The sequence below is a fragment of the Citrobacter sp. S39 genome, assembly GCF_009495675.1.
GTDB classification, from domain to species: Bacteria; Pseudomonadota; Gammaproteobacteria; order Enterobacterales; family Enterobacteriaceae; genus Citrobacter; species Citrobacter freundii.
In genome coordinates this window covers 2,464,408-2,489,147 of the sequence record NZ_CP045555.1, presented here as the reverse complement: position 1 = coordinate 2,489,147, position 24,740 = coordinate 2,464,408, and the positions used below count along the sequence as shown (strand labels likewise).

The window sequence follows — 24,740 nt, the reverse complement described above, 5'->3', positions numbered from 1 at the left end:
GACTCAAATTAGTCCGCCAGAAATAGCGGGCCCATAGGCGGTTTTGGCAGGTCGAACCGGTCCGGGTAATCTACTGCAACCAGATACAGTCCTTCCGCTTTCGCCGTTGCCGCTGCCAGCGTTCTGTCCTTTGCCGCTAACAGTTCTGCTATCCAGCTCTCCGGCTGGTTGTTGGCGCCAACTTCCATCAGGCTGCCGACAATATTCCTGACCATATGATGTACAAAGGCATTCGCTTTAATATCCACCACCACATATGCACCGAAACGTTCGACGTTAATGTGCATCACGTTACGCCACGGTGTGCGCGACTGGCACTGTACCGCACGGAACGAGGTAAAATCATTTTCGCCAATCAGACACTGGGCTGCACGATGCATACGCTCAGCGTCCAGCGGTTCATAATAATGGGTTACCCCTTTACCCAAAACCGCAGGGCGCAACCGATGATTGTAGATGATGTAGCGATAACGGCGAGCCGTAGCGCTAAATCTGGCATGAAAATCATCAGGTACAGCTTTCACCCAGCGCACGGCGATGTCACCAGGTAAATTCGCATTTACCCCCAGTGTCCAGGCCGCATCTTTACGCTGGGCAGTGGTTTCAAAATGCACGACCTGCCCAGTGCCATGAACGCCCGCATCCGTGCGACCTGCACAAAAAACATTAATGCGTTCATTCGCCACCTGAGAAAGCGCTTTTTCCAGTTTTTCCTGAACGCTACGCACTTCGTTCTGGCGCTGCCAGCCATAATATTTGCTGCCGTCATACTCAATGCCCAGCGCAATTTTATGGGTTGACGGCTGTTGCTGGTCAGACATTAGTACAGGTACTCCTGCACCAGTTTTTCCGCAATTTTCACCGCCATTAACGCGCCGCCAAAGCGTACGTTGTCTGCCACAGACCAGAACTGAACTTGCTCCGGCATACCGTAATCGTTATGCACGCAGCCAATAGAAAGGTGCGGCGTGCCCGATGCATCGCCAACCTGGGTCGGGAAGTCGGTTTCTTCCGACAACACCACGTCTTCACCGCGCGAAAACGCGTCGCGTGCTTCTTCCGCCGCCAACGGGCGCAGAGCCTCAAAATTCACCATCTGCGCGTGGCCATAAAACACCGGGGACTGCACGATGCTGGCTGAGATAAGCAGACCGTCATCCTGCATAATTTTGCGCACTTCATCAACAATACGACGCTCTTCACGCACGCTGCCTTCGCGATCGGGCAGCAGCGGCAGCATATTGAACGCCAGCTGACGACCAAAGAAATCATCTTCGTCAATCGGGATGCCGTTAAGCAATTTCGCGCTTTGTCCTGCCAGTGCGTCTACGGCTTTTTTGCCGTGAGCGGAAGCCGAAATAATATTGGTCACCGTAATCCGTGACAGCCCGCCGTCATCAATCAATGGTTTCAGCGCAGACAGCAACTGGCTTGTCAGGCTGTTTGGTACCGCAATCACATTGCGGTTACGGTAATCCGCCAGCACGAACGGGTTAACGTCCGGAACCACCAGCGGAACGTCTGGTTCAAGCGCGAACAGACCGCTGCTGTCAATCACCAGGCAACCCGCATTTGTTGCTTCTTCTACCCATGCGGCGGTGGCTTCAGTGCCCGCAACAAAAAATGCCAACTGTGCCTGCGTCCAGTCAAAGTCTGCAACGTCCTGCACTATGACCGATTTACCGTTAAAACGCAGATGCTCACCGGCGCTTTCATTACGCGCCAGCGCATAAATTTCACCGACCGGGAACTGGCGTTCAGCCAGCGTATCGAGCAGGGCTTCGCCTACGGCGCCCGTTGCGCCCAGAATGGCAATATTCCAGCCTTCAGACATGGTGATTTACTCCAAGAAATACGTAAGCGTCCCTGTCGCATTATTCGACAGGGAGCATTAAGAAGACATTAATGTGCCGGATGATGAACAGCGTTAAAACCCAGCTTACACAATAAGGCAGCAGCCGTTGCGTCGTCACACATCACATATAAAGACGACCATTCACGACGCTCAAGGTAATTTTTACGCAGTTTATCAAACTCACCCGGAATTCCAGCGACTTTACGCAGCGGCGCATCATCGCGGCGCACATCATACACTAAATGCGCCAGCCTTTTCAGCGTTGGCTGATCTAACGGGCCATGCAGGGTGATACGACCAAATTCCGGCGCGGGTAACAGGGTACTGAGCGCAACGTGCTGCTCGTGACCAATAAACTTACTATAGGCCTCAAAGACCTGCGTGGTGCCACGCGCTTTTCCTTCGAGGGTATACCCGGCAATGTGCGCCGTGCCGATATCGGCTTTCTCCAGCAACGCCACATTGAGATCCGGCTCTCCTTCCCAGACATCCAGCACAACGCTCAGCGACTGACCGGCATTCAACCGGTTCAGCAATGCTGTATTGTCGATGACCGGCCCACGGCAGGCGTTGATCAGAATAGTGCCCGGCTTCAGTCGGCTAATCAGCGCATCATCCGCCATGTGCAGCGTTTTGTAGGGTCCGTCTTTAAACAGTGGCGTATGGAAAGTCAGCACATCGGCTTGCTCTACCAGTTCGTCCAGCGAGCGGAAATCGCCCTCGTCACCGCGATCGGCTCGCGGTGGATCGCACAGCAGCGTGCGGATCCCCAGCGCGTCCAGACGCGCCTGCAAACGCCCACCCACGTTGCCCACACCCACAATGCCTACGGTGCGATCGCGTAACGCAAACCCATCACGCTCCGCCAGCATCAGCAACGCTGAAAAAACATATTCTACGACCGCTATCGCGTTACAACCGGGCGCGGCGGAAAAACCGATCCCAGCCTGCGCAAGCCAGGCGTCATCCACATGGTCTGTGCCAGCGGTTGCCGTACCGACAAATTTAACCGGTTTGCCTCCAAGCAGTGATTCATTTACTTTCGTCACCGAGCGCACCATTAAAGCATCCGCATCATCCAGTTCAGCAACGGGAATCGGACGACCGGGAACCGCTTTGACCTCCCCCAAACGACTGAACAGTTCGCGGGCATAGGGCATATTTTCATCAACGAGGATTTTCACGTCTTTCGCACCTGTTTGAGAACGAGAGTTAACCGGGCAAGTGTGCCATAATCTCGCCGCCAGGCATACTGCGAGACCTGGTCAGCACAGATTTAAGGAACAGAGATGATGCAGCCCATTTCAGGTACGCCCGCACGCCCTCCCGGTGAAGGCCCAAATGCCCCTTCCGCTGCGGGTGAACAACCGTTATCCACGCAACAACGTACTGTGTTGGAACGACTAATTACCCGTTTGATTTCACTCACCCAGCAGCAAAGTGCTGAGGTGTGGGCCGGAATGAAGCACGATCTGGGCGTCAAAAGTGATACTCCGCTGCAGTCACGTCACTTTCCAGCCGCTGAGCAAAACCTTAACCAACGGCTGGGAGTTGCTCAGCAAAATCATGTTAATCGTCAGGTGCTTTCGCAGCTCACTGAATTACTGAGCCAGGGAAATAATCGCCAGGCGGTGAGTGATTTTATCCGTCAGCAGTATGGGCAAACGGCGCTCAGCCAGCTCACGCCTGAGCAGTTGAAAAACGTGCTCACGCTGCTGCAACAAGGGCAGCTGTCGATACCGCAGCCGCAGCAGCGCCCGGCAACCGATCGCCCGTTGCTCCCCGCAGAGCACAATACGCTGAACCAGTTAGTTACCAAACTGGCGGCGGCCACGGGAGAATCCGGGAAGATGATCTGGCAGTCGATGCTGGAGTTGTCTGGCGTAAAAAGCGGTGAGCTGATCCCTGCCAAACAGTTTACGCACCTGGTCACCTGGCTGCAGGCGCGCCAGACGCTCAGCCTGCAAAGCGCCCCGACGCTACAAACGCTCCAGGCTGCGCTGAAGCTGCCATTAGAGCCGAATGAGCTGACAGCAATAAAAGAGTACGCGCAGCAGACGTATCAGATCCAACCACAATCGATTCTGACCACGGTGCAGGTGCAGGACTTGCTCAATCAAATTTTCCTGCGTCGCGTGGAACGAGAACGCGAGCTCAGCGATCCGCGTCATCTGCAGCCCATTTACAGCCCGTTCGCGCCGATGATTGAAACGGTTAAGTCTCTGTCGGCACGACCGGGACTGTTGTTTGTTGCATTGATGATTGCGTTAGCCATTTTCTGGCTGGTCGCTTAACCTTTACGCAGCGTAAGCAACGTTACAATAATCCCCACCACGGCGGATATCGCCCCGGCAAGGAACACTGAGGGATAACCGTACGCGGTGGCCAGCACCCCGGCGACCGGCCCGCTTATGCCGTAGGAGATATCCTGAAATGCGGCGTACCCGCCCAGCGCCGTACCGCGAACCTGCGCGGGTACTCGCTTCACCACCTCGACGCCCAAGGCCGGGAAGATAAGCGAACACCCGGCCCCGGTTAATGCCGCTCCAAGCAGTGCAACCCAGGCTGTTGGGGCCTGCCACAGCAGAATCAGTCCTGCGGTTTCCACCAGCAAAGAGACAACGGCAACCTTCACGCCGCCGAACCGGTCCGGCATCCAGCCAAACAGAATGCGCATCAGCACAAACGCCCCGCCAAACGCGGTCAGGGTGAACCCCGCCATCGTCCAGCCGTTGCTGACAAAATAGAGTGAAATAAATGTACCGATCACCGCAAAGCCAACGCCCTGCAGCGCCAGGCCCAGGCCCGGTTTCCAGATAAGCCCTACCACGCTCCATAACGAAGGACGCTCTCCTGCATGTGCAGGCACTTTACGTACGGTGCCATTGAATACCCATGCCAGCAGCGGTAATACCATCGTGGTTCCCGCCAGCGCCGCGAAGCCAAAGTGGCTGTGGATCAGAAGTCCCAGCGGCGCACCGGCGGCCAGCGCGCCGTAAATCGCCATTCCGTTCCATGACATCACCTTACCGGAGCGTGTTGGGCCGACCAGCCCCAGCCCCCAGGTCAACGTTCCGGTGAGCAGTTGGCTTTCGCCAAAACCGAGGATCAAACGACCGACGATTAGCAACGCAAATTTTACGGGAACAGAAACGGGCAATAGCGCGGCTAACAGCCACGCCGCACCCGCCAGCCCACAGGCAAACATCCCCTGTAGCGCCGAGCGTTTGGCACCATATTGATCGGCTAACCGCCCGGCGTAGCCGCGTGTTAATACCGTCGCCAGAAACTGTACGCCGACGGCGATGCCGACCATGGTATTGCCATAGCCCAGTTCCTGGTGCACAAACAGAGGAATGACGGGCAAAGGTAAACCGACCGTCATATAGGTCAGGAAAACCGCAAAAGCGATGCGAAACAGCGAAAAGTTCGCCGAAGGTGTTTTTTCTTGTTGGGTTACAGCTGTCATGCGTTACTCCAAAATGCAGAGTAAGGCGAGGAATGCCCACGCCCCCTCTACCTGACTATCAGGATTAAGGTGCGTTGGATAACGTTAAACGCTTACGCATTATCAAGAGGATAATGTTGAAGCTGGAGTCTGCCTGCGAGTGCCCCCGACTGTCAACTGTGAAAGCACAGGTGCGTATATCAAAATGCTGACTTCTCTACAAACAAAAAGGGAAATACCGCATCAATGCCTTTCGCTCTGAACTTCCCGGTTACCTGCTCACGTTGATGCGGCGTCAGGAGTCGGAACATCATATCCCAAATCTCTTTAGGTTCGGCTTCCTGCGCGATATTGCGGTCTGGTGCTACTGTGTTCTCATTTTCATTCAGATACGAGCGTACATACAGCGGAAACACTGAAATATGAAATTCCTCGGCCTTAGACTTCGCGCGCTTACGTTTGACACCCGCTTTTCCTTCACTGTAGGTATTTAAGCGCAAGCGTACAGCGGGTGCGCTTCTCGGAAACCCTGGCAATTCAAGACACTCCTTCACCGTGAACCACTCTTTTACCATCAGTTTCTTTCCTTTCTGCTGATGAAATAAAAATATTTTTTCTTTTCCGCGAAATTTCAAATTAATTCTGGCAATATTCCTACGATAAAAAGAAAGTAACGTTCTTTTGTCTTTCTAATTTATAACCTGAAAAATATCGGTGCCGATAACACATCTTCTTAGGATTACAGAATGGAACACAAAAGCCAAGACTGGCATCGTGCAGATATTAAAAGTGCACTGGAAAAAAGAGGTATTACGCTCAGAGAGCTTTCGCGTTCAGCGGGGTTATCTCCCGACTCTTTACGCAATGTATTTACCCGCAGTTGGCCTCGGGCGGAGCTGATCATCGCGCAGGCGCTTGAAACTACGCCGGACGTAATTTGGCCATCACGCTATCTCTCTAAATCAGAGAAACAAACCCCCAAAAAAAATAACCATCAATTATAAATAAATTAATAAAAATTCATTCAACCAATTAATTTATATTAAAGGCTAATGTATTAAAGATATTAATAGCATTATTGGTCATTTTTATCAGTTTGAATCCTGTTAAAGAAATACACGTTGTTATTACATAATCAATTAACAGGAACATCGATGAGCTGGAATAAAACAACAGCAGTTAATCACGCTAAATCACACGCGGGGTCACATTCTCAAGGACGCTGTGCGGAATTTACCCGCAAAGCCATTCAGTCAGGAGGTATCTCCCTTGGGAATACCTACCATGCTAAAGATTATGGACCACTGTTAAAAAACGCAGGATTCAGTCCCATCGGCACATTTGAACAACCCCGAGCAGGAGATGTCGTCGTCATTCAACCTTATGAGGGAGGAAACCCAAGCGGACATATGGCGATATTTGACGGTCAGGCGTGGTACTCCGATTTTAGACAACGTGACATGTGGGCCGGACCGGGCTATCGGGCGGCAAAACCGTCATTTACTATTTACAGGAAACCATAATGAAATCGCTCTCGCTGGTTGCTCTGGTTTTGTTACTTTGCGGCTGCTCTGCGGCGCGCCACGACAGCTCCCGGGATGTAAAACTATTCTATCTCGCATGGATGTCCGCTTACACACAAGAGCGGGATACATCCGCACTCATGCAACGCTATGTGGCGAAAGACGTTATCAATCGTCTGGCTCTGATTGACAGCCTTTACGAGCAGGAAATACTGAATTCGGACTACTTTATGTACGTACAGGATTACGACCCAAAATGGATCCCACTGTTACGGGTCAAATCAGCGCAATCCTTTCTCGGTGGCGAAAAGATGGAAGTACAATTAGGTGGGCCGACAGGAGAGGCGCCTATGCAGTTGGAAGTCTATACGCGTTGGGAGGACGGTCACTGGAAAATTTACCGAGTGCGGGATCTGGGTAATCAATTTGAACAGCCAATTTACAGCGCCAGCGATATCGCACACGCCAAAGAATGGTCTCTGGAAATCGCACCGGAGTACGAAAAGTTGAATAAATAAAAAAGGGAGCCATCAGGCTCCCCCTCTTGCATAATCTTTCAGTCTTACGCTTACAGCTTACGCATAACCAGCGTAGCGTTGGTGCCGCCAAAACCGAAGCTGTTGGACATCACGGTAGTCAGCGCCTGCTCGGTCGGTTTGGTCACGATGTTCAGACCCGCCGCCTGCTCGTCCAGCTCTTCAATGTTGATGCTTGGCGCGATAAAGCCGTGTTCCAGCATCAGCAGAGAGTAGATAGCTTCCTGCACGCCAGCCGCGCCCAGTGAGTGACCGGTCATCGCTTTGGTTGCGGAGATTGCCGGGCTGTTGTCGCCAAACACTTCACGGATTGCGCCCAACTCTTTCACATCGCCTACCGGAGTAGAAGTACCGTGGGAGTTCAGGTAGTCGATCGGCGTGTCTACGCCGTGCATCGCCATCTGCATGCAACGTACTGCGCCTTCGCCAGACGGAGCAACCATGTCTGCGCCATCGGACGTTGCGCCGTAACCGACGATTTCCGCATAGATGTGCGCGCCACGTGCCAGCGCGTGTTCCAGCTCTTCAACCACGACCATACCGCCGCCGCCTGCAATAACGAAACCGTCACGGTTTGCGTCATAGGTACGGGAAGCTTTCGACGGATCGTCATTATATTTGGTAGACAGCGCGCCCATGGCGTCGAATTCACACGCCATTTCCCAGCACAGCTCTTCGCCGCCGCCAGCGAAAACGATGTCCTGTTTGCCCAGCTGAATTTGCTCTACCGCGTTACCGATACAGTGCGCGGATGTCGCACAGGCAGAGCTGATAGAGTAGTTTACGCCGTGGATTTTGAACGGCGTTGCGAGGCAGGCAGAAACGCCGGACGCCATCGCTTTGGTGACCACATACGGGCCAACCGCTTTCAGACCACGCGGGCTACGCATTGCGTCAGCACCGAACACCTGAAAACGCGGGGAGCCGCCGCCGGAACCTGCAATCAGGCCAACGCGCGGGTTGTTCTGGTAATCTTCTGCTGCAAGGCCGGCATCAGCCACTGCCTGTTCCATAGAAAGGAATGCATAGATGGATGCGTCGCTCATAAAGCGCACTACTTTGCGGTCAATGAGGCCAGTGGTATCCAGTTTTACGTTGCCCCAAACGTGGCTACGCATGCCGGAGTCCTTCAGCTCCTGAGAGAAAGTGATCCCTGAACGTCCTTCACGCAGAGATGCCAGGACTTCCTGCTGGTTATTACCGATGCTGGAAACGATGCCCAAGCCAGTAATCACTGCACGTTTCATTCAATACCTCTGTAAGTCGCACTATTTTAAAGTTTCGAGTGGCACAATAGCGTACACTTGTACGCCGAACAAGTCCGATCAGCCATTTAATGTGGAAATTTGCGCAGCCAGGCACTCATCGCTAAGATCGGGGCACAGCCTGCCAGACGAGTAACTTACGTGAAACAATACGCTATACAACCTGCCAACCTTGAATTCAACGCTGAGGGTACACCTGTTTCCCGAGATTTTGACGATGTCTATTTTTCTAATGATAACGGGCTGGAAGAGACACGTTACGTCTTTCTCGGCGGGAATCATCTCGCCCAGCGATTCCCTGCGCATTCACGTCCCCTCTTCGTGGTGGCAGAAAGCGGGTTTGGCACCGGACTTAACTTCCTGACACTCTGGCAGGCATTTGCCGAATTCCGCGATACCCACCCTGACGCTACCCTGGAAAGATTACATTTCATCAGTTTTGAAAAATTTCCGCTGGCGCGTGAAGATCTGACCTTAGCCCATCAGCACTGGCCAGAACTTGCCCCGTGGGCCACGGCGCTACAAGAGCAATGGCCGCTGCCGCTGGCGGGATGCCATCGCCTGCTCCTTGATGAAGGACGCGTCACGCTGGATCTGTGGTTTGGTGATATTAATGAACTGACCAGCAAGCTGGATGACTCCCTGAATCAAAAAGTGGATGCCTGGTTTCTGGACGGTTTCGCGCCGGCAAAAAATCCGGATATGTGGACGCCAACGCTGTTTAACGCAATGGCCCGTCTGGCTCGCCCCGGCGGCACGCTGGCGACCTTCACCTCAGCAGGCTTTGTGCGTCGGGGATTGCAGGAAGCCGGATTTACGATGCAAAAATGCAAAGGCTTTGGTCGCAAACGAGAAATGCTTTGTGGCGTAATGGATAAGACGCTGGCGCTCCCCTCCTCGGCACCCTGGTTTGCACGTACCGGAACAGATAAACGCGAAGCCGCCATTATTGGCGGGGGGATTGCCAGCGCATTGCTGTCGTTGGCGTTACTACGCCGCGGCTGGCAGGTCACGCTCTATTGCGCCGACGACAACCCAGCCGGGGGTGCATCCGGCAATCGCCAGGGCGCTCTTTATCCGCTACTGAGCAAGCATGACGCGGCCATTAATCTCTTTTTCCCCACCGCGTTTACTTTCGCCCGCCGGCTGTATGACGCCCTCCCCGTTGAGTTCGCGCATGACTGGTGCGGCGTGACGCAACTGGCGTGGGATGAGAAAAGCCAGCAAAAAATCGACCAAATGTTGTCCCTTGAATTGCCCGATGCGCTCGCCGTCGGGGTTGACGCAGAGCAGGTTTTACAAACGACAGGCGTAAAAACCGGATGCGGCGGGATTCAGTACCCCGCCGGAGGATGGCTATGTCCGGCACAGTTAACCGCCGCCGTATTCGACTATGCCGCAACGCTGGGATTACGCACCCGGTATCAACATACGCTGGCCTCACTGTCTCGACAGACAGAAAACTGGAAATTGGCGTTTGCCAGTGGAGCAACCGCCACTCACGCTGCGGTAGTTCTGGCTAACGGGCATCGCATTAACAGCGTTGAACAAACGCAGTCGCTACCGGTGTACTCCGTAGGCGGTCAGGTGAGTCACATTCCTGCTACGCCTTCGCTTTCAGCGCTGCGTCAGGTGCTGTGCTATGACGGCTACCTCACGCCGCACAACCCGCAAAACCAGCAGCACTGCATTGGTGCCAGCTATCATCGCGGAAGTGAAGAAACGGTGTATCGCGCTGACGATCAGCAGCAAAACCGTCAGCGCTTAATAGATTGTTTCCCGAATGCCGCGTGGGCAAAAGAAGTAGACGTTAGTGGCAATGCCGCCCGTTGTGGAGTGCGCTGCGCCACGCGCGATCACATGCCAATGGTCGGCAACGTCGCGGATTATGACGCCACGCTCAGCCAGTATGCCACTCTTGCCGAAGACAGAGAGCACGCCGTAAACGCCCCGGTTTATTCCGATTTATTTATGTTGGGTGCGCTGGGCTCGCGCGGGCTGTGTACTGCCCCGCTATGTGCAGAAATTCTGGCATCGCAAATGAGCGATGAACCTATCCCTATGGATGCCAGCACGCTGGCTGCGCTGAATCCGAATCGTCTGTGGGTAAGGAAGTTATTGAAGGGTAAAGCGGTGAAATAAGATACCATCTCATCATTGCCTGATGGCGCTACGCTTATCAGGCCAACAATCCCCGTCCACGTAGGCCGGATAAGACGCCTTCGCGTCGCCATCCGGCACAATCCACTGCAATTATTATTGCGTTGCCTTTTGAAATAAAGTGTCCCACATCTCTTTCACTAACGCCTGGTCACGCGGCGAGAGTTCGCCAGCGCTGATGGCTTTTTCCAGGCTGCTGGTCACATTGGCGTACAATGCCTCAGCGGAATGGTCCTCGCCAGCATCCAGCTCAGCCACAGCCAGCGTCAGGTGCCCACGCAAATAACCACTGGCAAACAACTCATCATCGCTGGCGTGCTCTACCATATCGTCGATTAATGCCAGAATGCGTGATTCAAACTCCGCGATCATCTTCTTTCCTCATTGTAAACGTGGCAGCGGCTTCAGTTGAGCGCTTCGGGCCACGGGAATTGTTCCGCCGTAAGTTCAGGCGTGTGATAATAATTCTGTAACGCGTTAATAAAACGCGCCGGACGTTCAGGGATCCCCTTTTCCAGGTACTCCATTACCTGAGCATGAACACGGCGCTGGAATACCACGCGGTCCGGTTCAAAGTCCCCTTCGAGGTTGTCGCAACTGACGTTAAACGGGTACCCCGCCGCCATGCAAAATAACCAGTCAAACGCCTGCGGCTTCACTTCCACATCTTCAAACTGGCATTGTGTCTTCGCGTCGCGTCCGTCCGGGCAGTACCAGTAACCAAAATCGACCAGCTCACGACGGGCTTTACCGGCGATGCACCAGTGTGAAATTTCGTGTAAAGCACTGGCGTAATAACCATGCGCAAAAACGATACGGTGATACGGTAATTCCGCATCCGCAGGAAGATAGATCGGTTCGTCGTCGCCTTTAAGCAGACGGGTATTAAATTCATCGGCAAAGCAGCCGTTAAAAATCTCAATTAACTGTTCGTAGTGATGCGTATTATTCATTAGTTCATCCCCAGCCAGTGGAGAATCTCCTGTCCATGATTATCATAAAGTAGCTTGGCGCTCATCACGGCGGAGACAATAACGATCATTGGCCGAATGAGTTTTTGTCCTTTGCTGAGCACCAGTCGAGAGCCCATCCGTGCGCCAATAAACTGGCCAATGAGCATCACAAAACCTGTCGCCCAAATCACTTTGCCGCCGAGGGCAAACAACAACAACCCACCGATATTCGATGTGGCATTTAATACTTTGGCGTGGGCCGTCGATTTCGCTAGGTTGTATCCGCACAGCATGACAAAGGCCAGCGCGTAGAACGACCCTGCCGCCGGACCAAAAAAGCCATCGTAAAAACCGACGCAGCCTCCCGCCACCAGCGCGAAAGGTAAACCGTGCAATCGACGCTGTCGGTCCTCTTCCCCCACTTTCGGCATCAACAGAAAGTAAAGGCCAATACAGATAACCAGAACCGGCAGGATCTGGCGCAGAACATCTGACTGCACGTGCTGAACCAATAGCGCCCCGCTCATTGATCCGACAAACGTCATGAAGATATTGAGCTTCTGATCCGCCAGATTAACCACGCCACGACGAATAAAATAGAGGGAGGAAGAGATAGATCCCCCGCAGGCCTGCAACTTATTGGTCGCCAGCGCTTGCGCAGGTGGCATCCCGGCCGCCATCAATGCCGGGATGGTGAGTAGACCACCGCCTCCGGCCAGAGAATCAATAAAACCTGCCAGCATCGCCACAAAAAACAGCACACCTAGCAGCAGTGGCGACACCATAAACAGAGAGGCAAAATGATCCATTAGAGTACATGCTCGTCCAGTAGCGCCTGGCAGGAAGGCGGCAACGGCGGCGGTGTCTTCTTCTCAGGCTTGGTGGTTCCAGGTTTTGGAGGTTCGAACCAGCTTTGCAGCTCCGCGCCACAGCCGTCACCCGGTGGCGGTAACGGTTGATCTTCGCACTCAAGGCTGTCGGCAGGGCAACGTAACCGCACGTGCATATGCGCACGATGCTGGAACCATGGCCGCACTTTACGCAACCAGTCCCTGTCGGTCCCTGCATCCAGACAAAGTTGTTGCTTAATCGCCGGATTCACGAAAATACGCGTTACTTCATTATCTTTTGCAGCCAGCCTTACCAGGCTAAAAATCTCCGGTTTCCACAGTGATGGCACAACACGTTTGCCGTCCTGTGAGACCAGATCTAACGCCTGCGGCCGCAGCAGTTGCGACTGGGTCCAGCGCGTTTTCGGCAGTTGCAGGAAAATATCAACATCCAGTCCTGTCTGGTGGCTGGCGTGACCGCCATTGAATCGCCCACCGGCCGGCATACCCATATCGCCGATTAACACCGTGCCCAGCCCCTGACTATTAGCCTGATTACTCAGACGCTGGATAAACCTCACCAGATCCGGATGGCCAAAGTAACGACGCTGATCGGTGCGCATCACCTGATAATGTTCTGACTGTACAGGCAGCGTATCTGCGCCAACAATACAGCCATTGGAAAACGCGCCGATAGACTGCGCGCTGCCCGCAACCGGATGGGTAATTTTCTGCCAGGGCGTCGCCGCCAGACAGGCGGTACTGGCAAACAGAGCCAGCGCCGCAAGTGCCGTTTTTTTCATCTCTTACCAGCGTGGAATATCGGTCTTCACGTCCGCATTTTGCGCCCGCTGACGCAGCAGGTGATCCATCAATACGATCGCCAGCATCGCCTCGGCGATCGGTACGGCGCGGATCCCAACGCACGGATCGTGACGACCTTTAGTGATCATTTCGACTTCTTCACCAAAGCGGTTAATGGTGCGCCCTGGAACGGTAATACTGGACGTCGGTTTCAGCGCCATATGAGCAATGATTTGTTGCCCGCTGCTGATCCCACCCAGAATGCCGCCCGCATGGTTACTCTGGAAACCTTCTTTGGTGATTTCATCTCGGTTCTGGCTGCCACGCAGCGCAACAACGTCAAATCCGTCGCCAATCTCAACGCCCTTAACGGCGTTAATGCTCATCAGCGCATGGGCGATGTCGGCATCCAGGCGGTCGAATACAGGTTCGCCAAGACCCGCAGGCACACCGCTTGCAACAACGGTCACCTTCGCCCCGATGGAGTCGCCCTCTTTCTTCAGCCCGCGCATCAGTTCGTCCAGCGCTTCGAGTTTATCCGGGTCCGGACAAAAGAACGGGTTAAGTTCCACCTGGGACCAGTCTTTGATCTCCAAAGGAATATCACCCATCTGCGTCAGGCAACCACGAATCTCAACGCCGAACTTTTCCGCCAGATATTTTTTGGCAATCGCTCCGGCCGCCACGCGCATCGCTGTTTCACGTGCGGACGAACGTCCGCCACCACGGTAGTCGCGCAGGCCATATTTTTGCTCATAGGTATAGTCGGCGTGTCCTGGACGAAAAACGTCCTTAATCGCGCCGTAATCCTGTGAACGCTGATCGGTATTTTCGATCAGCAGGCCAATGCTGGTGCCAGTGGTAACGCCCTCGAACACCCCGGAGAGGATTTTCACCTGATCCGGCTCACGACGCTGCGTAGTGTAGCGCGATGTGCCTGGACGCCGTCTGTCGAGATCGTGCTGCAGGTCAGCTTCTGTCAGAGAAATGCCCGGCGGAACACCATCGACAATACAACCGAGCGCCAGCCCGTGTGATTCGCCGAAAGTGGTTACGCGAAAGAGTTGCCCAATTGTGTTTCCTGCCATCACGGCTCCGTTATGAGTGTTGTGTATTTGCGCGTGTAATTAGTCTTTATAAATGCTGAAGTGCTCACGAGCAGCAACTAACTGCTCTTTGGTCAGCATGAATACGCCGTCACCGCCGTTGTCGAACTCCAGCCAAGTGAACGGTACATCCGGATATTGCTCTATCAGATGTACCATGCTGTTTCCGACTTCACAAATCAGAATACCGTTATCTGACAGGTAGTCTGGGGCGTTCCCCAGAATGCGGCGGGTAAGTTTCAACCCATCACTGCCGGACGCCAGACCCAGCTCAGGTTCGTGACGATATTCGTTTGGCAGATCGGACATATCTTCCGCATCGACATACGGCGGGTTGGTCACAATCAGGTCATACTGGACTTTCAGCAGATCGCGGAATAGATCGGAACGGATCGGCGTGACGTGATGGATCAGGCCGTGTTCTTCAATATTGTGTTCGGTCACCGCCAGTGCGTCAGTGGAGATATCCACCGCATCAACTTCGGCTTCCGGGAAGGCATACGCGCAGGCAATGGCAATACAACCGCTGCCGGTACACATATCGAGGATATGCTGCGGCTGCTCATTAATAAGACCCGCAAAGCGGTTATTAATAAGCTCGCCAATCGGTGAACGCGGAACCAGCACGCGCTCATCAACATAAAACTCATGCCCGCAGAACCAGGCTTTGTTGGTCAGATAAGCAACCGGAATGCGCTCGTTGACGCGGCGAATCACGCGTTCAACAATACGATGACGCTCGCTGGAGGTCAGACGCGCTGTACGCATGTCTTCCGGAATATCCAACGGCAAATAAAGTGACGGCAGCACCAGTTGTACGGCCTCGTCCCATGGGTTATCCGTGCCATGGCCATACCAGATGTTCGCCGCGCTAAAACGGCTGACCGCCCAACGCAACATGTCCTGAATGGTATGCAGTTCACTCACTGCTTCATCGACGAAAATTTTATCCACGTATTCCTCCAGGGCATGCTCGTATTAATTTCGGCGGCTAGTTTGCCACGAAGACGGCGATAAATCAGCATTCACACAGGGCCTGAGCGCGAAAATTGCGTTTTAAGCGATCGGATGCCCGCCGAGTCGGGTTAAACTAATGGAAAATAAAAGTTGAGACTCTCGAATGAAAAAGAAAACATCGCTCAGCGAGGAGGATCAGACGCTGTTTCGCCAGCTGATGACCGGCACGCGTAAAATTAAACAGGACACCATTGTTCACCGACCTCCACGTAAAAAAATTGCCGAGGTTCCGGTTAAAAGACTGCTACAGGAGCAAGCTGATGCCAGCCACTATTTCTCGGATGAGTTTCAGCCGCTGCTGAATACGGACGGTCCGGTAAGATACCTGCGTGCCGACGTCAGCCATTTCGAACTGAAGAAAATGCGCCGTGGCGATTACTCTCCGGAGCTGTTTCTCGATCTGCATGGGCTGACCCAGCAGCAGGCCAAACAAGAGTTAGGCGCGCTGATTGCCGCCTGTCGTCGTGAGCATGTATTTTGCGCCTGCGTGATCCATGGCCACGGAAAACATATTCTGAAACAGCAAACGCCGCTTTGGCTGGCCCAGCATCCGCACGTGATGGCTTTTCATCAGGCACCGAAAGAGTACGGTGGCGACGCCGCGCTGCTGGTGCTAATTGAAGTAGAAGAGTGGCTACCGCCCGAACTTCCGTGATGCAGAAAAACAGAAAGAGCCGCGTTTGCGGCTCTTTGCATTTTCGGATGACGGCTGCGCCTTATCCGATACCAACCTTTTTAAATCGCTTTTGCCATTTTCAGGTTACACGGGCTCATCTGCCAGTTAAAAGTACCCTTCCCGCTCTCATCAAGCGTTACGCTGGCAATCGCTGATGTGGTAAACATCGGCGGTGTTTCACCTGGGCAAAGCTCAGACACCAGATACCCCACTAAAGGCAAGTGAGAGATAACCAGTGCCGTGGCGATACCTTCATTGGCCAGAGCCTGTAAATAGGCACTGACCAGACCGACATCGCCGCAAGGAGTCAACTCCGGCAAAACATCCACACCGGTTGGCAGGTTCATACATTCCCCCACCACATCCAGCGTTTGTTCGGCTCGTAGGAACGGGCTCACCAGAACACGTTCGATATCCACTTTTTGACCTTTCAGCCAGTTCGCCATCAGGCGAGATTCGTCACAACCACAGGAGGTTAAGGGACGAACCGAATCACTGGCGGCATCGAGGGCCGCGTCGCCGTGACGCATGATAAAAACTTGCATATTGCACCGCTTTTGTTAACCAGAATCACCAATACCTTTATTCACAGCCCCTATTGGCTGTGATAACGATATGGTGGCCGGCATTGTGCCTTATCCATTCACCGAATGAAACGCTGTTTTTTACCTCAACGGCGTAAGTATAGTCAATCTCTGTTTACATTTTGAGCGCGAGCCATACATTCAGTGCGGATTCATCCTACCTTTGACCTCATGAATTCAGGTCAGTTTCCCCAATATTCCAGAATCTTTCACTGTGTGCCGCCATCTGCAATAACTGTTCACACGGCGCAAACCGCGAGCCGTATTGCGTGGTCAGCCGTTGCAGAGTCGCAACCACTTCTCCCGCGCCGAGTGAATCCATATACCGGAACGGGCCGCCGAGGAATGGCGGAAAACCAATACCAAATACAGCGCCGATGTCGCCATCACGTGCGCTACGGACTATCTTCTCGTCGAAACAACGAGCTGCTTCATTGAGCATTAACATGACGCACCGCTCTGCTACCTGCGCAGCGGTAAGTCGGCCCTGACCCTGAACGCCAATAAGCGTATAAATTGCAGGGTCGACCTGTTTTTTGCTTTTACGCCCTTTCACACCATAAAGATAGAAACCCCGACCATTTTTTCTACCTTTGCGATCGTCATTCAAAATTGAAGCAACAACATTTGCAGGCGCGCTAAAACGTTCTCCATATGCAGCCTCAAGCACTGGTATAATTTTAGTGCCCGTATCAATTCCGACCTCATCCAAAAGTTGGATTGGCCCAACTGGAAAACCAAACTTAACCAGCGCGGCGTCTATGGTTTCGACCCGCTCGCCCTCGGTCAACATACGAATCGCTTCGTTAATGTAAGGCGCTAAAATGCGGTTAACGTAAAAGCCGGCCTTATCTCTGACCACTATCGGTGTTTTGCCCTGTTTTTTCGCTAACTTAACGGTAGTTGCAATCGTCTGCTCGGAGGTCGTGGCATGTGGGATCACTTCGACCAACGGCATTTTTTCCACCGGACTAAAAAAGTGTAAACCAATCACTTGTTCAGGCCTGGTAGCATTCGCAGCAATATCGCCAATGGGCAAAGATGAGGTGTTAGAAGCAAAAACGGTATGAGGTGCGCAATTTTGCTCAACTTCTGCCACCATCCGTTGTTTTAGCGACAAATCTTCAAACACGGCTTCAATAATCAAATCGCGATGCGAAAAGCCACGGTAGTCGATCGATCCCGAAATCAGCGCCAGTTGTTTATCGCGTTCGCTGGCTTTGATATGACGGCGACGAACCTTCGTTTCAAGCTGATCCCAGCTATACTTCAGCGCATGGTTGATTCCCTTAGCGTTTATATCTTTGATGCGCACAGGCAAGCCGCCTTTACAGGCCGTCACATAAGCAATACCGCCCCCCATCAGACCGCCGCCCAAAATGCCAACGCTGTCCAGCGGGCCGGGCTTCGCATCACTTCCCGGATCCTTTTTCACGTCGGTGTTGGCAAAAAAGATGTGCCGTAGCGCCTGAGACTGGGATGTCATCGCCAACTCACCAAACGCGCGGGCCTCTGCGTCGTAACCACTACTGCTGCCTTGCGCTAGCCCGGTTTCGATGACCTCAAGGATACGTTCTGTTGCAGGGTAGTTACCTTGCGTTTTTTGCGCCGTCTTTTTACTGGCCATGCGGAACAACAGCGCCCGCCCCAGCGGCCCCGCCAACACTCGCTCTCTCACGGGCAGTGTTCGTTGCGCAGAACTGTCCTTTTTAGCCAGTTCAACGGCCGCTTCCAGCAAAATGGAATGCGGTACAACCTCATCCACTAAACCAACTTTCAGCGCCTGTTTTGCGCGTAATTGTTTTCCGGTGAGGATCATATCCAGTGCGGTACTGACGCCAATCAGGCGCGGCAGCCGCTGCGTACCACCGGAGCCGGGCAACAAGCCAAGTTGTACTTCAGGTAAACCCAGTACGGTTTTAGCATCATCGGTACAAATACGGTTGTGGCACGCCAGCGCCATCTCCAGGCCACCGCCGAGGCATGCACCATGAATCGCGGCGATAACCGGGATCGGTAAAGCATTAATTTCAGCCATCATCTGCTGCCCCTGACGGGCCAGAGTTTCGGCTTCCTGCGCGCTGCGACAGCTACCAATCATGTTGATATCCGCCCCGGCAATGAAGTTATCGGGTTTAGCCGAAATAAACACCACACCACGCAATGCTTTGTTATCGCGGATTTGTTTCAGAATGGCCCGCACCTGAGAAGCAAACTCTGCTTTCAGGGTGTTCATTTTCTCTCCGGGCACATCAATGGTGACAACAGCAACGTTATCCAGACGTACGTTTAGTGTAAAAGCCGATGTCATTTCCATTATTCCGCCTCCAGAACCATTGCCGCACCCAGACCACCAGCTGCACAGGCTGTCACTAAACCAAAACCGCCGCCACGACGACGCAGCTCATGTAGGGTTTGAGTGATCATGCGCGCACCGGTGGCAGCAAAGGGGTGTCCATAGGCAATCGATCCGCCCAGCACGTTAAATTTACTGTCATCAACCTCGCCAGTGGCATGCCCCCTGCCCAGCACGTCGCGGGCAAAACGTTCGCTACCCAACAGCTGAAGATTCGCCAGCGTTTGCGCGGCAAAGGCTTCATGCATATCGATCAGGGTTAAATCTGCCATCGTCAGACCGGCTCTCTCCAGGGCAAGCGGTGTTGACCACGCCGGTCCCAGCAGCATGTCCTGCCAGACATCGATGGCGGTAAAAGCAAAACTACGCAAGTACCCCAGCGGCACCAGCCCCAACTCTTTCGCACGCGACTCTGTCATCATGATCACGGCGGCTGCGCCGTCCGTTAGCGGGGTACTGTTTGCCGCGGTGACGGTGCCGTGCTTGCGGTCAAACGCCGGACGTAGTTTGGCGTAATCGGCCAGCGTAGAGTTACCGCGAATGTTGTTATCTTCTGAAAAAGGATCTTTAAACGGTGGCGCGTAGGTAGTCATTACCTCATCTGCCAGCTTTCCTTCAGCCCATGCCTGAGCGGCACGCTGATGAGAGCGGTGCGCCAGAGCATCCTGCTGCTCTCGGGTAATACCATAGGTTTTGGCCATTTGCTCAGCCGTATCCCCCATACGCAAACCGGTGGAATACTCGGCGACGGCTGGCGGCACAGGCATCAGGTCACGTAAGCGCAATCGGGAAAAGAGTTTAAGACGTTGACCGGTTGTCCGGGCCTTATTGACATCCACCAGCACCCGCGCCAGCTTTTTACTAACGCCAATAGGCAAGACTGACGAGGAGTCCGCACCACCCGCAATTCCAGCACGAATAGACCCCGCCATCAGGCTTTCCGCGACATTCGCCACCGCCTGGAAACTGGTCGCGCAGGCCCTGCTCACGCTGTATGCATCGGTATGTACATTCATGCCGGTTCCCAGCACAATTTCACGAGCAATATTTGGTGCTTCAGGCATTTGCACCACCTGACCAAAAACCAGTTGCTCGATCACATCGGCAGGAATTTCGCTGCGCGCCAGCAGCTCACCGACGACCATTTTTCCTAAATCAACGGCGGGAATGCCATGAAACGCGGTAGCCTGACGAGCAAATGGCGTACGCAATCCACTTACAATGGCAATACGGTCGCCCTGGCGGGTAACCAGCGGTAAAGCCTGACTCATAACACTCCCCTGTAAAAAAATAAAATAAGTGGTCTGACCTGATCATAGTCTTAACCAATTTTTTACATTTAGCCAAGCGGGGAGAAAAGAAAGTGGGAGCTAAGACACAGTGAATAATCACTGACAGTTACGAAAAAGCCCTTGCTATCTGATAGCAAGGGCTTTTGCAGAGGGGGGATTAACGCAGGCCCAGCTGGAAAATCAGCGTTTCAGCTTCACAGGCAAAAACAAAGTCGATATCCAGACGCACACCTTCTGACACTTCAGTAAAGGTCGAAGTGATTTGGCAAGGCTCAGATTCCACGCCACGTGCCTTTTCAGTCAGAGCGGCCAGTGTTTCTTCTGCCTCTGCGCGATTCGCGAACACACGGCTGTAGGACGCGGTGCAATCGGAGTTGTCCATGATGGTGCCAACATCCATACAGCAGCAAACCGGGGTTTCATCAGCACTGCATTTACTCATTGTAGATTTCCTCTGTATTCGCACCTGAGGTGCCAGATAAACGATAGGGATATTTTACGCTCCCATTATTCGCCTCTCCAGTCGTTAATTGTACGAAATGCGATAAGTGACCGAAATCACACTTAAAAATGATCTAAAACAAAAATCGCCCAAACAGGTGAGTGCGCACCTCCGCAATTTTGCCAGCTGGATCGCGTTTCTCTGATCAAATTTGAAAATATTTATAAACATACTTGCAACATTCCAGCTGGTCCGACCTATACTCACGCCACTGGTCTGATTTCTAAGTCGTACCTCAGACCCTACACTTCGCGCTCCTGTTACGGTATGTAACATTGTTTGTATAAAAATAAATCTATGAGGTTATGGTCATGAGCCAGAAAACCCTGTTTACAAAGTCTGCTCTCGCAGTCGCAGTGGCAATTATCTCCACACAGGCCTGGTCTGCAGGCTTTCAGTTAAACGAATTTTCTTCCTCTGGCCTTGGCCGGGCATATTCGGGTGAAGGCGCAATTGCAGATGATGCAGGAAACGCCAGTCGTAACCCGGCACTGATTATGATGTTCGATCGCCCTACTTTCTCAGCAGGTGCGGTGTATATCGATCCAGACGTTAATATTTCCGGTAAATCGCCATACACCGGACGCAGCACTGATGCGGACAACATCGCGCCTACGGCGTGGGTTCCCAATGCTCACTTCGTGATGCCTATCAACGAACAGTTTGGTTGGGGTGCTTCCGTTACCTCAAACTATGGTCTGGCTACCGAATTTAACGACAGCTACATCGTTGGTGAATACGGCGGTAAGACCGACCTTAAAACGGTCAACCTTAACCTGAGCGGTGCCTACCGTCTGAATGATAGCTGGAGCTTCGGTCTCGGTTTTAACGCCGTTTATGCTGATGCAAAAATTGAACGTTATTCTGGTGAGCAAACGGCTGCATTACCGAAGGTCAGCAACAAAATTGCCAGCCTGAAAGGGGACGAATGGGGCTACGGCTGGAACGCCGGGATTTTGTACGAACTGGATAAAAATAACCGTTATGGTTTAACGTACCGTTCTGAAGTTAAAATTGATTTTGATGGCGATTATAAGAGTGGCATCCGTACCCAGGCGAACGCCATACCTGGCGCTGGCACTACATTCCCATGGGGAACGACCAATGCCACCGTCCCGGGTTCTCTGACGCTTAACCTGCCTGAAATGTGGGAATTGTCAGGTTATAACCGTATTGCACCACAGTGGGCTATCCACTACAGCATGGCCTATACCAGCTGGAGTCAGTTCCAGGAGCTGAAAGCAACAGGTTCCAATGGACAGACACTGTTCTATAAAGAAGAAGGCTTCAAAGATTCTTACCGCATTGCATTGGGTACGACTTACTATATGGATAAAAGCTGGACGTTCCGTACCGGTATTGCTTATGACGATAGCCCGGTTCCAGCAAGCAAGCGTTCCATCTCGATTCCGGATCAGGATCGCCTGTGGTTGAGTGCAGGTACAACTTATGCGTTCAATGACGATGCCTCTATCGACGTCGGTGTGTCTTACATGCACGGACAAAAAGTAACAGTGCAAGAAGGCAACTATACTTTCGACTCTGAAGGTAAAGCCTGGCTGTTTGGTACAAACTTCAACTACGCATTCTGATTTTCTTCAGACGTAAAAAAGGTGAGCTTTTTAGCTCACCTTTTTATTTGCCCAATTCCTTACTCAGAATCGATCTCTTTTAAATCGTCCTGAATGTCTTTCGCGTTCGGGTTTTCTTCTGGTTTGAGTTTCCCACCGTTCGCAATAAAGTCATGACGCTGGAAGTAAGCTTCACGCACCATAATGTAAGGATCGGAAGACTGACGCAGCAGACCGTCAGAGTCGAGCAATTGCGCGCGAGTTTCAATCCCTTCAACCGTCCATTTGCCTATCGACAACGGCCAGGTCAGCCAGGACAGTACCGGATACAGGGTATCGACCATATCGCCGCCGTCATCACGCAGTGTGAAACTACCGTAGAACGGAAGCTGCATATACGGCCCGTAACCCACGTCATAGTGGCCTAACGTACTGCCAAAGCGGTGTGGTTCAACGCGCTGCAACTTCGGATTAGCCATACCTGCCACATCGATAAAGCCGCCCATACCTAACAGGGTATTCAGGAAAAAACGGGTAAAGTGCACCATCCCCTGATAAGGATCGCCTTGCAGGAAATAGTTGACCATGACGGCCGGTTCTTCAAGGTTCCCCGTAAAGTTGCTTAAACCATTACGCGCCGGCTGCGGAACATAATCACGCCAGGCCACTGCTACCGGTCGAACAACATAGGGATCCAACACGTTAAAGTTGAAGTTGTACATGGTACGGTTGAACCCTTCAAATGGGTCCGAACGCCCCTGCTGCTCAGTACCGGAGCTCGCACACCCCACCAAAAGTGTGGTTCCCAGCGCAAGCGCCGACAGGCGAAGCTTCATAAGTATCTCCCTGTGTTTTATGGCTATCGCTGATTGCCATCCATGACGGAACGATGACGTATCCGCCTGTTTAGATGTGAGCGATTGTAACAGCACGTCAAATGATGTCTATATACCCTGTCTTACTGATTTGATCATAGCCTGGTAATACGCACTCCGCGGCGGTTCTATTCTAACTAACCCGATAAAAACAAACGTTACCATTTTTGCTATCTCAGACTTTCTCCCGCTGATTTTCAGACAAAAGCCGCTACGCTTTAGCAATACGTGCTTATTCAGGATTCGGCCATGAATGACATCAAGAAAGATAAGATTGATCGACACAGCGACGAACTCGAAGTGGAAAGCGATGAAAAACTAACAGGGAAAAAGATAGAGCTTGATGAGGACAGACTCCCCTCCCGCGCCATGGCGATCCATGAACATATTCGCCAGGATGGGGAGAAAGAGATGGAGCGCGACGCAATGGCCCTGCTGTGGTCAGCCATCGCAGCAGGACTGTCGATGGGCGCCTCGCTACTGGCTAAAGGGATTTTTCACGTACAGCTGGAAGGTGTGCCAGGGGGATTTTTACTCGAGAACCTCGGTTATACCTTCGGCTTTATTATTGTCATTATGGCCCGCCAACAACTCTTTACCGAAAATACCGTCACCGCCGTACTGCCGGTGATGCAAAACCCTACCCTCGGCAATTTTAGCCTGTTGATGCGCCTGTGGAGCGTGGTACTGCTGGGTAATATTATTGGCACCGGGGTTGCAGCATGGGCGTTTGAACATATGCCGATTTTTGATGAAGAGACCCGCGATGCTTTCGTCAAAATTGGCATGGATGTGATGAAAAACACTCCTGTGGAGATGTTTTCCAACGCCATCATTTCTGGCTGGTTAATTGCCACGATGGTGTGGATGTTCCCCGCCGCCGGGGCGGCAAAAATTGTGGTCATTATTCTGATGACCTGGCTGATTGCGTTAGGCGATACCACGCATATCGTCGTTGGCTCGGTGGAAATTCTCTATCTGGTCTTTAATGGCACGCTGCACTGGAGTGATTTTTTCTGGCCCTTTGCGCTACCAACGCTCGCCGGGAATATCTGTGGCGGAACGTTTATTTTCGCGCTGATGAGCCATGCGCAGATCCGCAATGATATGAGCAACAAACGCAAGGAAGAAGCCCGGTTACAAGCAAAGCGTGATGAGCAAACGCAGAAAAACCAGAAAAAACAGGCCTGAATGGTGACTGTTTGAGCAGTCGGGCGGCCTGAGACTTACCGTTGTGAGTAAAAAACGCTATACTCGTGCCGCTTCGTCCCCTTAGTTAAATGGATATAACGAGCCCCTCCTAAGGGCTAGTTGCAGGTTCGATTCCTGCAGGGGACACTCTGAAATTAATGCATCTTGTTTAAATCCAATCAATTACCAGCCAGTT

General features: G+C 52.7%; 25 protein-coding genes and 1 tRNA gene. 9 read left to right on the top strand and 17 right to left on the bottom strand.

The features are described from left to right. Positions 1-8: 8 nt before the first annotated feature. The 3 genes from truA to pdxB form a co-directional block, all read right to left on the bottom strand. Positions 9-821, bottom strand: a complete 813-nt coding sequence (gene truA, locus GFB57_RS11750; protein WP_003028142.1) for a tRNA pseudouridine(38-40) synthase TruA — start codon at positions 819-821, stop codon at positions 9-11. After that, complete coding sequence (locus GFB57_RS11745; protein WP_003028144.1) at positions 821-1,834, bottom strand: aspartate-semialdehyde dehydrogenase; 1,014 nt, start codon at positions 1,832-1,834, stop codon at positions 821-823. The genes truA and GFB57_RS11745 overlap by 1 nt, the downstream gene beginning before the upstream one ends. A gap of 68 nt (positions 1,835-1,902) precedes the next feature. Further along, positions 1,903-3,039, bottom strand: a complete 1,137-nt coding sequence (gene pdxB / locus GFB57_RS11740) for a 4-phosphoerythronate dehydrogenase PdxB (protein ID WP_003028146.1) — start codon at positions 3,037-3,039, stop codon at positions 1,903-1,905. Positions 3,040-3,147: 108 nt separating this feature from the next. Between pdxB and flk the strand changes: the two genes are divergently transcribed. After that, positions 3,148-4,149 carry a flagella biosynthesis regulator Flk gene (gene flk / locus GFB57_RS11735; RefSeq protein WP_003028147.1) on the top strand — a complete coding sequence of 334 codons (1,002 nt, stop codon included), beginning with the start codon at positions 3,148-3,150 and terminating at the stop codon, positions 4,147-4,149. On the opposite strand, the gene GFB57_RS11730 is transcribed toward flk, so the two are convergent. Next, the gene (locus GFB57_RS11730; RefSeq protein WP_003028149.1) at positions 4,146-5,324 is read right to left on the bottom strand and encodes an MFS transporter; all 1,179 of its coding nucleotides are present in this window, start codon (positions 5,322-5,324) and stop codon (positions 4,146-4,148) included. The two genes, flk and GFB57_RS11730, sit on opposite strands and share 4 nt — an antisense overlap. A gap of 179 nt (positions 5,325-5,503) precedes the next feature. Next, a complete protein-coding gene (locus GFB57_RS11725) occupies positions 5,504-5,878 on the bottom strand; it encodes a hypothetical protein (RefSeq protein ID WP_003028151.1) in 375 nt (124 codons plus the stop codon). A gap of 171 nt (positions 5,879-6,049) precedes the next feature. Between GFB57_RS11725 and GFB57_RS11720 the strand changes: the two genes are divergently transcribed. The 3 genes from GFB57_RS11720 to GFB57_RS11710 all read left to right on the top strand — a co-directional run bounded on the left by GFB57_RS11720 (position 6,050) and on the right by GFB57_RS11710 (position 7,344). Beyond that, the gene (locus tag GFB57_RS11720) at positions 6,050-6,307 is read left to right on the top strand and encodes a helix-turn-helix domain-containing protein (RefSeq protein ID WP_003028153.1); all 258 of its coding nucleotides are present in this window, start codon (positions 6,050-6,052) and stop codon (positions 6,305-6,307) included. Between the two features lie 150 nt (positions 6,308-6,457). Beyond that, a complete protein-coding gene (locus tag GFB57_RS11715) occupies positions 6,458-6,826 on the top strand; it encodes an NlpC/P60 family protein (protein WP_003028155.1) in 369 nt (122 codons plus the stop codon). Further along, a complete protein-coding gene (locus GFB57_RS11710; RefSeq protein ID WP_003028158.1) occupies positions 6,826-7,344 on the top strand; it encodes a YbjP/YqhG family protein in 519 nt (172 codons plus the stop codon). Before GFB57_RS11715 ends, GFB57_RS11710 begins: the two co-directional genes overlap by 1 nt. Before the next feature lie 50 nt (positions 7,345-7,394). Here the strand turns inward: GFB57_RS11710 and fabB are convergent, their stop codons facing one another. Next, on the bottom strand, positions 7,395-8,609 hold the full coding sequence (fabB, locus tag GFB57_RS11705) for a beta-ketoacyl-ACP synthase I (protein WP_003028160.1): 1,215 nt from the start codon (positions 8,607-8,609) through the stop codon (positions 7,395-7,397). 159 nt (positions 8,610-8,768) lie between these two features. Between fabB and mnmC the strand changes: the two genes are divergently transcribed. After that, positions 8,769-10,769: a bifunctional tRNA (5-methylaminomethyl-2-thiouridine)(34)-methyltransferase MnmD/FAD-dependent 5-carboxymethylaminomethyl-2-thiouridine(34) oxidoreductase MnmC gene (mnmC, locus tag GFB57_RS11700; RefSeq protein ID WP_048231550.1), complete on the top strand. Its 2,001-nt coding sequence runs from the start codon at positions 8,769-8,771 to the stop codon at positions 10,767-10,769. A 114-nt stretch (positions 10,770-10,883) separates the two neighbouring features. Here mnmC and GFB57_RS11695 read toward each other — a convergent pair whose 3' ends face one another. The 6 genes from GFB57_RS11695 to prmB are packed head-to-tail and all read right to left on the bottom strand — an operon-like array spanning position 10,884 to position 15,434. After that, positions 10,884-11,159 carry a YfcL family protein gene (locus tag GFB57_RS11695; RefSeq protein ID WP_003028163.1) on the bottom strand — a complete coding sequence of 92 codons (276 nt, stop codon included), beginning with the start codon at positions 11,157-11,159 and terminating at the stop codon, positions 10,884-10,886. Positions 11,160-11,191: 32 nt separating this feature from the next. After that, positions 11,192-11,740, bottom strand: a complete 549-nt coding sequence (locus tag GFB57_RS11690; RefSeq protein ID WP_003028165.1) for an elongation factor P hydroxylase — start codon at positions 11,738-11,740, stop codon at positions 11,192-11,194. Further along, positions 11,740-12,549, bottom strand: coding sequence for a sulfite exporter TauE/SafE family protein (locus GFB57_RS11685; protein WP_003028167.1), 810 nt, complete (start codon positions 12,547-12,549; stop codon positions 11,740-11,742). Before GFB57_RS11685 ends, GFB57_RS11690 begins: the two co-directional genes overlap by 1 nt. Next, positions 12,549-13,373, bottom strand: a complete 825-nt coding sequence (gene mepA / locus GFB57_RS11680; protein WP_003028168.1) for a penicillin-insensitive murein endopeptidase — start codon at positions 13,371-13,373, stop codon at positions 12,549-12,551. The genes GFB57_RS11685 and mepA overlap by 1 nt, the downstream gene beginning before the upstream one ends. Before the next feature lie 3 nt (positions 13,374-13,376). Then, positions 13,377-14,462, bottom strand: a complete 1,086-nt coding sequence (aroC, locus tag GFB57_RS11675; RefSeq protein ID WP_003028170.1) for a chorismate synthase — start codon at positions 14,460-14,462, stop codon at positions 13,377-13,379. A gap of 39 nt (positions 14,463-14,501) precedes the next feature. Then, positions 14,502-15,434, bottom strand: coding sequence for a 50S ribosomal protein L3 N(5)-glutamine methyltransferase (gene prmB, locus GFB57_RS11670; RefSeq protein WP_003028173.1), 933 nt, complete (start codon positions 15,432-15,434; stop codon positions 14,502-14,504). Positions 15,435-15,600: 166 nt separating this feature from the next. Between prmB and smrB the strand changes: the two genes are divergently transcribed. Beyond that, a complete protein-coding gene (gene smrB / locus GFB57_RS11665) occupies positions 15,601-16,152 on the top strand; it encodes an endonuclease SmrB (protein WP_003028176.1) in 552 nt (183 codons plus the stop codon). 80 nt (positions 16,153-16,232) lie between these two features. On the opposite strand, the gene sixA is transcribed toward smrB, so the two are convergent. The 4 genes from sixA to GFB57_RS11645 form a co-directional block, all read right to left on the bottom strand. After that, complete coding sequence (sixA, locus tag GFB57_RS11660) at positions 16,233-16,718, bottom strand: phosphohistidine phosphatase SixA (protein WP_003028179.1); 486 nt, start codon at positions 16,716-16,718, stop codon at positions 16,233-16,235. Positions 16,719-16,926: 208 nt separating this feature from the next. Beyond that, positions 16,927-19,074 (bottom strand): fatty acid oxidation complex subunit alpha FadJ, encoded by a 2,148-nt coding sequence (gene fadJ, locus GFB57_RS11655; protein ID WP_003028181.1) that lies wholly within the window; start codon positions 19,072-19,074, stop codon positions 16,927-16,929. Beyond that, positions 19,074-20,384 carry an acetyl-CoA C-acyltransferase FadI gene (fadI, locus tag GFB57_RS11650; RefSeq protein ID WP_003028183.1) on the bottom strand — a complete coding sequence of 437 codons (1,311 nt, stop codon included), beginning with the start codon at positions 20,382-20,384 and terminating at the stop codon, positions 19,074-19,076. Before fadI ends, fadJ begins: the two co-directional genes overlap by 1 nt. Before the next feature lie 178 nt (positions 20,385-20,562). Beyond that, entirely contained in the window at positions 20,563-20,847 is a 285-nt protein-coding gene (locus GFB57_RS11645; protein ID WP_003028186.1) for a YfcZ/YiiS family protein, read from the bottom strand. Between the two features lie 371 nt (positions 20,848-21,218). Here GFB57_RS11645 and fadL point away from each other — a divergent pair, with 371 nt between their 5' ends. Beyond that, on the top strand, positions 21,219-22,499 hold the full coding sequence (gene fadL / locus GFB57_RS11640; RefSeq protein WP_003028188.1) for a long-chain fatty acid transporter FadL: 1,281 nt from the start codon (positions 21,219-21,221) through the stop codon (positions 22,497-22,499). A 59-nt stretch (positions 22,500-22,558) separates the two neighbouring features. On the opposite strand, the gene mlaA is transcribed toward fadL, so the two are convergent. Further along, positions 22,559-23,314: a phospholipid-binding lipoprotein MlaA gene (gene mlaA / locus GFB57_RS11635; RefSeq protein ID WP_003028190.1), complete on the bottom strand. Its 756-nt coding sequence runs from the start codon at positions 23,312-23,314 to the stop codon at positions 22,559-22,561. A 288-nt stretch (positions 23,315-23,602) separates the two neighbouring features. On the opposite strand from mlaA, the gene GFB57_RS11630 reads away from it, so the two are divergent. Both GFB57_RS11630 and GFB57_RS11625 read left to right on the top strand, forming a co-directional pair. Beyond that, positions 23,603-24,544 (top strand): formate/nitrite transporter family protein, encoded by a 942-nt coding sequence (locus tag GFB57_RS11630; protein WP_003028193.1) that lies wholly within the window; start codon positions 23,603-23,605, stop codon positions 24,542-24,544. A 75-nt stretch (positions 24,545-24,619) separates the two neighbouring features. Next, positions 24,620-24,691, top strand: a tRNA-Arg gene (locus tag GFB57_RS11625). Positions 24,692-24,740: the final 49 nt, after the last annotated feature.

Excerpts from the sequence above, each read along its gene's own strand:
- GFB57_RS11715 (WP_003028155.1), top strand. The coding sequence starts at position 6,458 with ATGAGCTGGAATAAAACAACAGCAGTTAATCACGCTAAATCACACGCG.
- GFB57_RS11685 (WP_003028167.1), bottom strand. The coding sequence starts at position 12,549 with ATGGATCATTTTGCCTCTCTGTTTATGGTGTCGCCACTGCTGCTAGGT.
- fadJ (WP_003028181.1), bottom strand. The coding sequence starts at position 19,074 with ATGGAAATGACATCGGCTTTTACACTAAACGTACGTCTGGATAACGTT.
- GFB57_RS11690 (WP_003028165.1), bottom strand. The coding sequence starts at position 11,740 with ATGAATAATACGCATCACTACGAACAGTTAATTGAGATTTTTAACGGC.
- mepA (WP_003028168.1), bottom strand. The coding sequence starts at position 13,373 with ATGAAAAAAACGGCACTTGCGGCGCTGGCTCTGTTTGCCAGTACCGCC.
- GFB57_RS11745 (WP_003028144.1), bottom strand. The coding sequence starts at position 1,834 with ATGTCTGAAGGCTGGAATATTGCCATTCTGGGCGCAACGGGCGCCGTA.
- smrB (WP_003028176.1), top strand. The coding sequence starts at position 15,601 with ATGAAAAAGAAAACATCGCTCAGCGAGGAGGATCAGACGCTGTTTCGC.
- flk (WP_003028147.1), top strand. The coding sequence starts at position 3,148 with ATGCAGCCCATTTCAGGTACGCCCGCACGCCCTCCCGGTGAAGGCCCA.
- fadL (WP_003028188.1), top strand. The coding sequence starts at position 21,219 with ATGAGCCAGAAAACCCTGTTTACAAAGTCTGCTCTCGCAGTCGCAGTG.
- truA (WP_003028142.1), bottom strand. The coding sequence starts at position 821 with ATGTCTGACCAGCAACAGCCGTCAACCCATAAAATTGCGCTGGGCATT.
- GFB57_RS11645 (WP_003028186.1), bottom strand. The coding sequence starts at position 20,847 with ATGAGTAAATGCAGTGCTGATGAAACCCCGGTTTGCTGCTGTATGGAT.
- aroC (WP_003028170.1), bottom strand. The coding sequence starts at position 14,462 with ATGGCAGGAAACACAATTGGGCAACTCTTTCGCGTAACCACTTTCGGC.
- GFB57_RS11695 (WP_003028163.1), bottom strand. The coding sequence starts at position 11,159 with ATGATCGCGGAGTTTGAATCACGCATTCTGGCATTAATCGACGATATG.
- fabB (WP_003028160.1), bottom strand. The coding sequence starts at position 8,609 with ATGAAACGTGCAGTGATTACTGGCTTGGGCATCGTTTCCAGCATCGGT.
- sixA (WP_003028179.1), bottom strand. The coding sequence starts at position 16,718 with ATGCAAGTTTTTATCATGCGTCACGGCGACGCGGCCCTCGATGCCGCC.
- GFB57_RS11710 (WP_003028158.1), top strand. The coding sequence starts at position 6,826 with ATGAAATCGCTCTCGCTGGTTGCTCTGGTTTTGTTACTTTGCGGCTGC.
- GFB57_RS11730 (WP_003028149.1), bottom strand. The coding sequence starts at position 5,324 with ATGACAGCTGTAACCCAACAAGAAAAAACACCTTCGGCGAACTTTTCG.
- GFB57_RS11720 (WP_003028153.1), top strand. The coding sequence starts at position 6,050 with ATGGAACACAAAAGCCAAGACTGGCATCGTGCAGATATTAAAAGTGCA.
- mlaA (WP_003028190.1), bottom strand. The coding sequence starts at position 23,314 with ATGAAGCTTCGCCTGTCGGCGCTTGCGCTGGGAACCACACTTTTGGTG.
- GFB57_RS11630 (WP_003028193.1), top strand. The coding sequence starts at position 23,603 with ATGAATGACATCAAGAAAGATAAGATTGATCGACACAGCGACGAACTC.
- GFB57_RS11725 (WP_003028151.1), bottom strand. The coding sequence starts at position 5,878 with ATGGTAAAAGAGTGGTTCACGGTGAAGGAGTGTCTTGAATTGCCAGGG.
- fadI (WP_003028183.1), bottom strand. The coding sequence starts at position 20,384 with ATGAGTCAGGCTTTACCGCTGGTTACCCGCCAGGGCGACCGTATTGCC.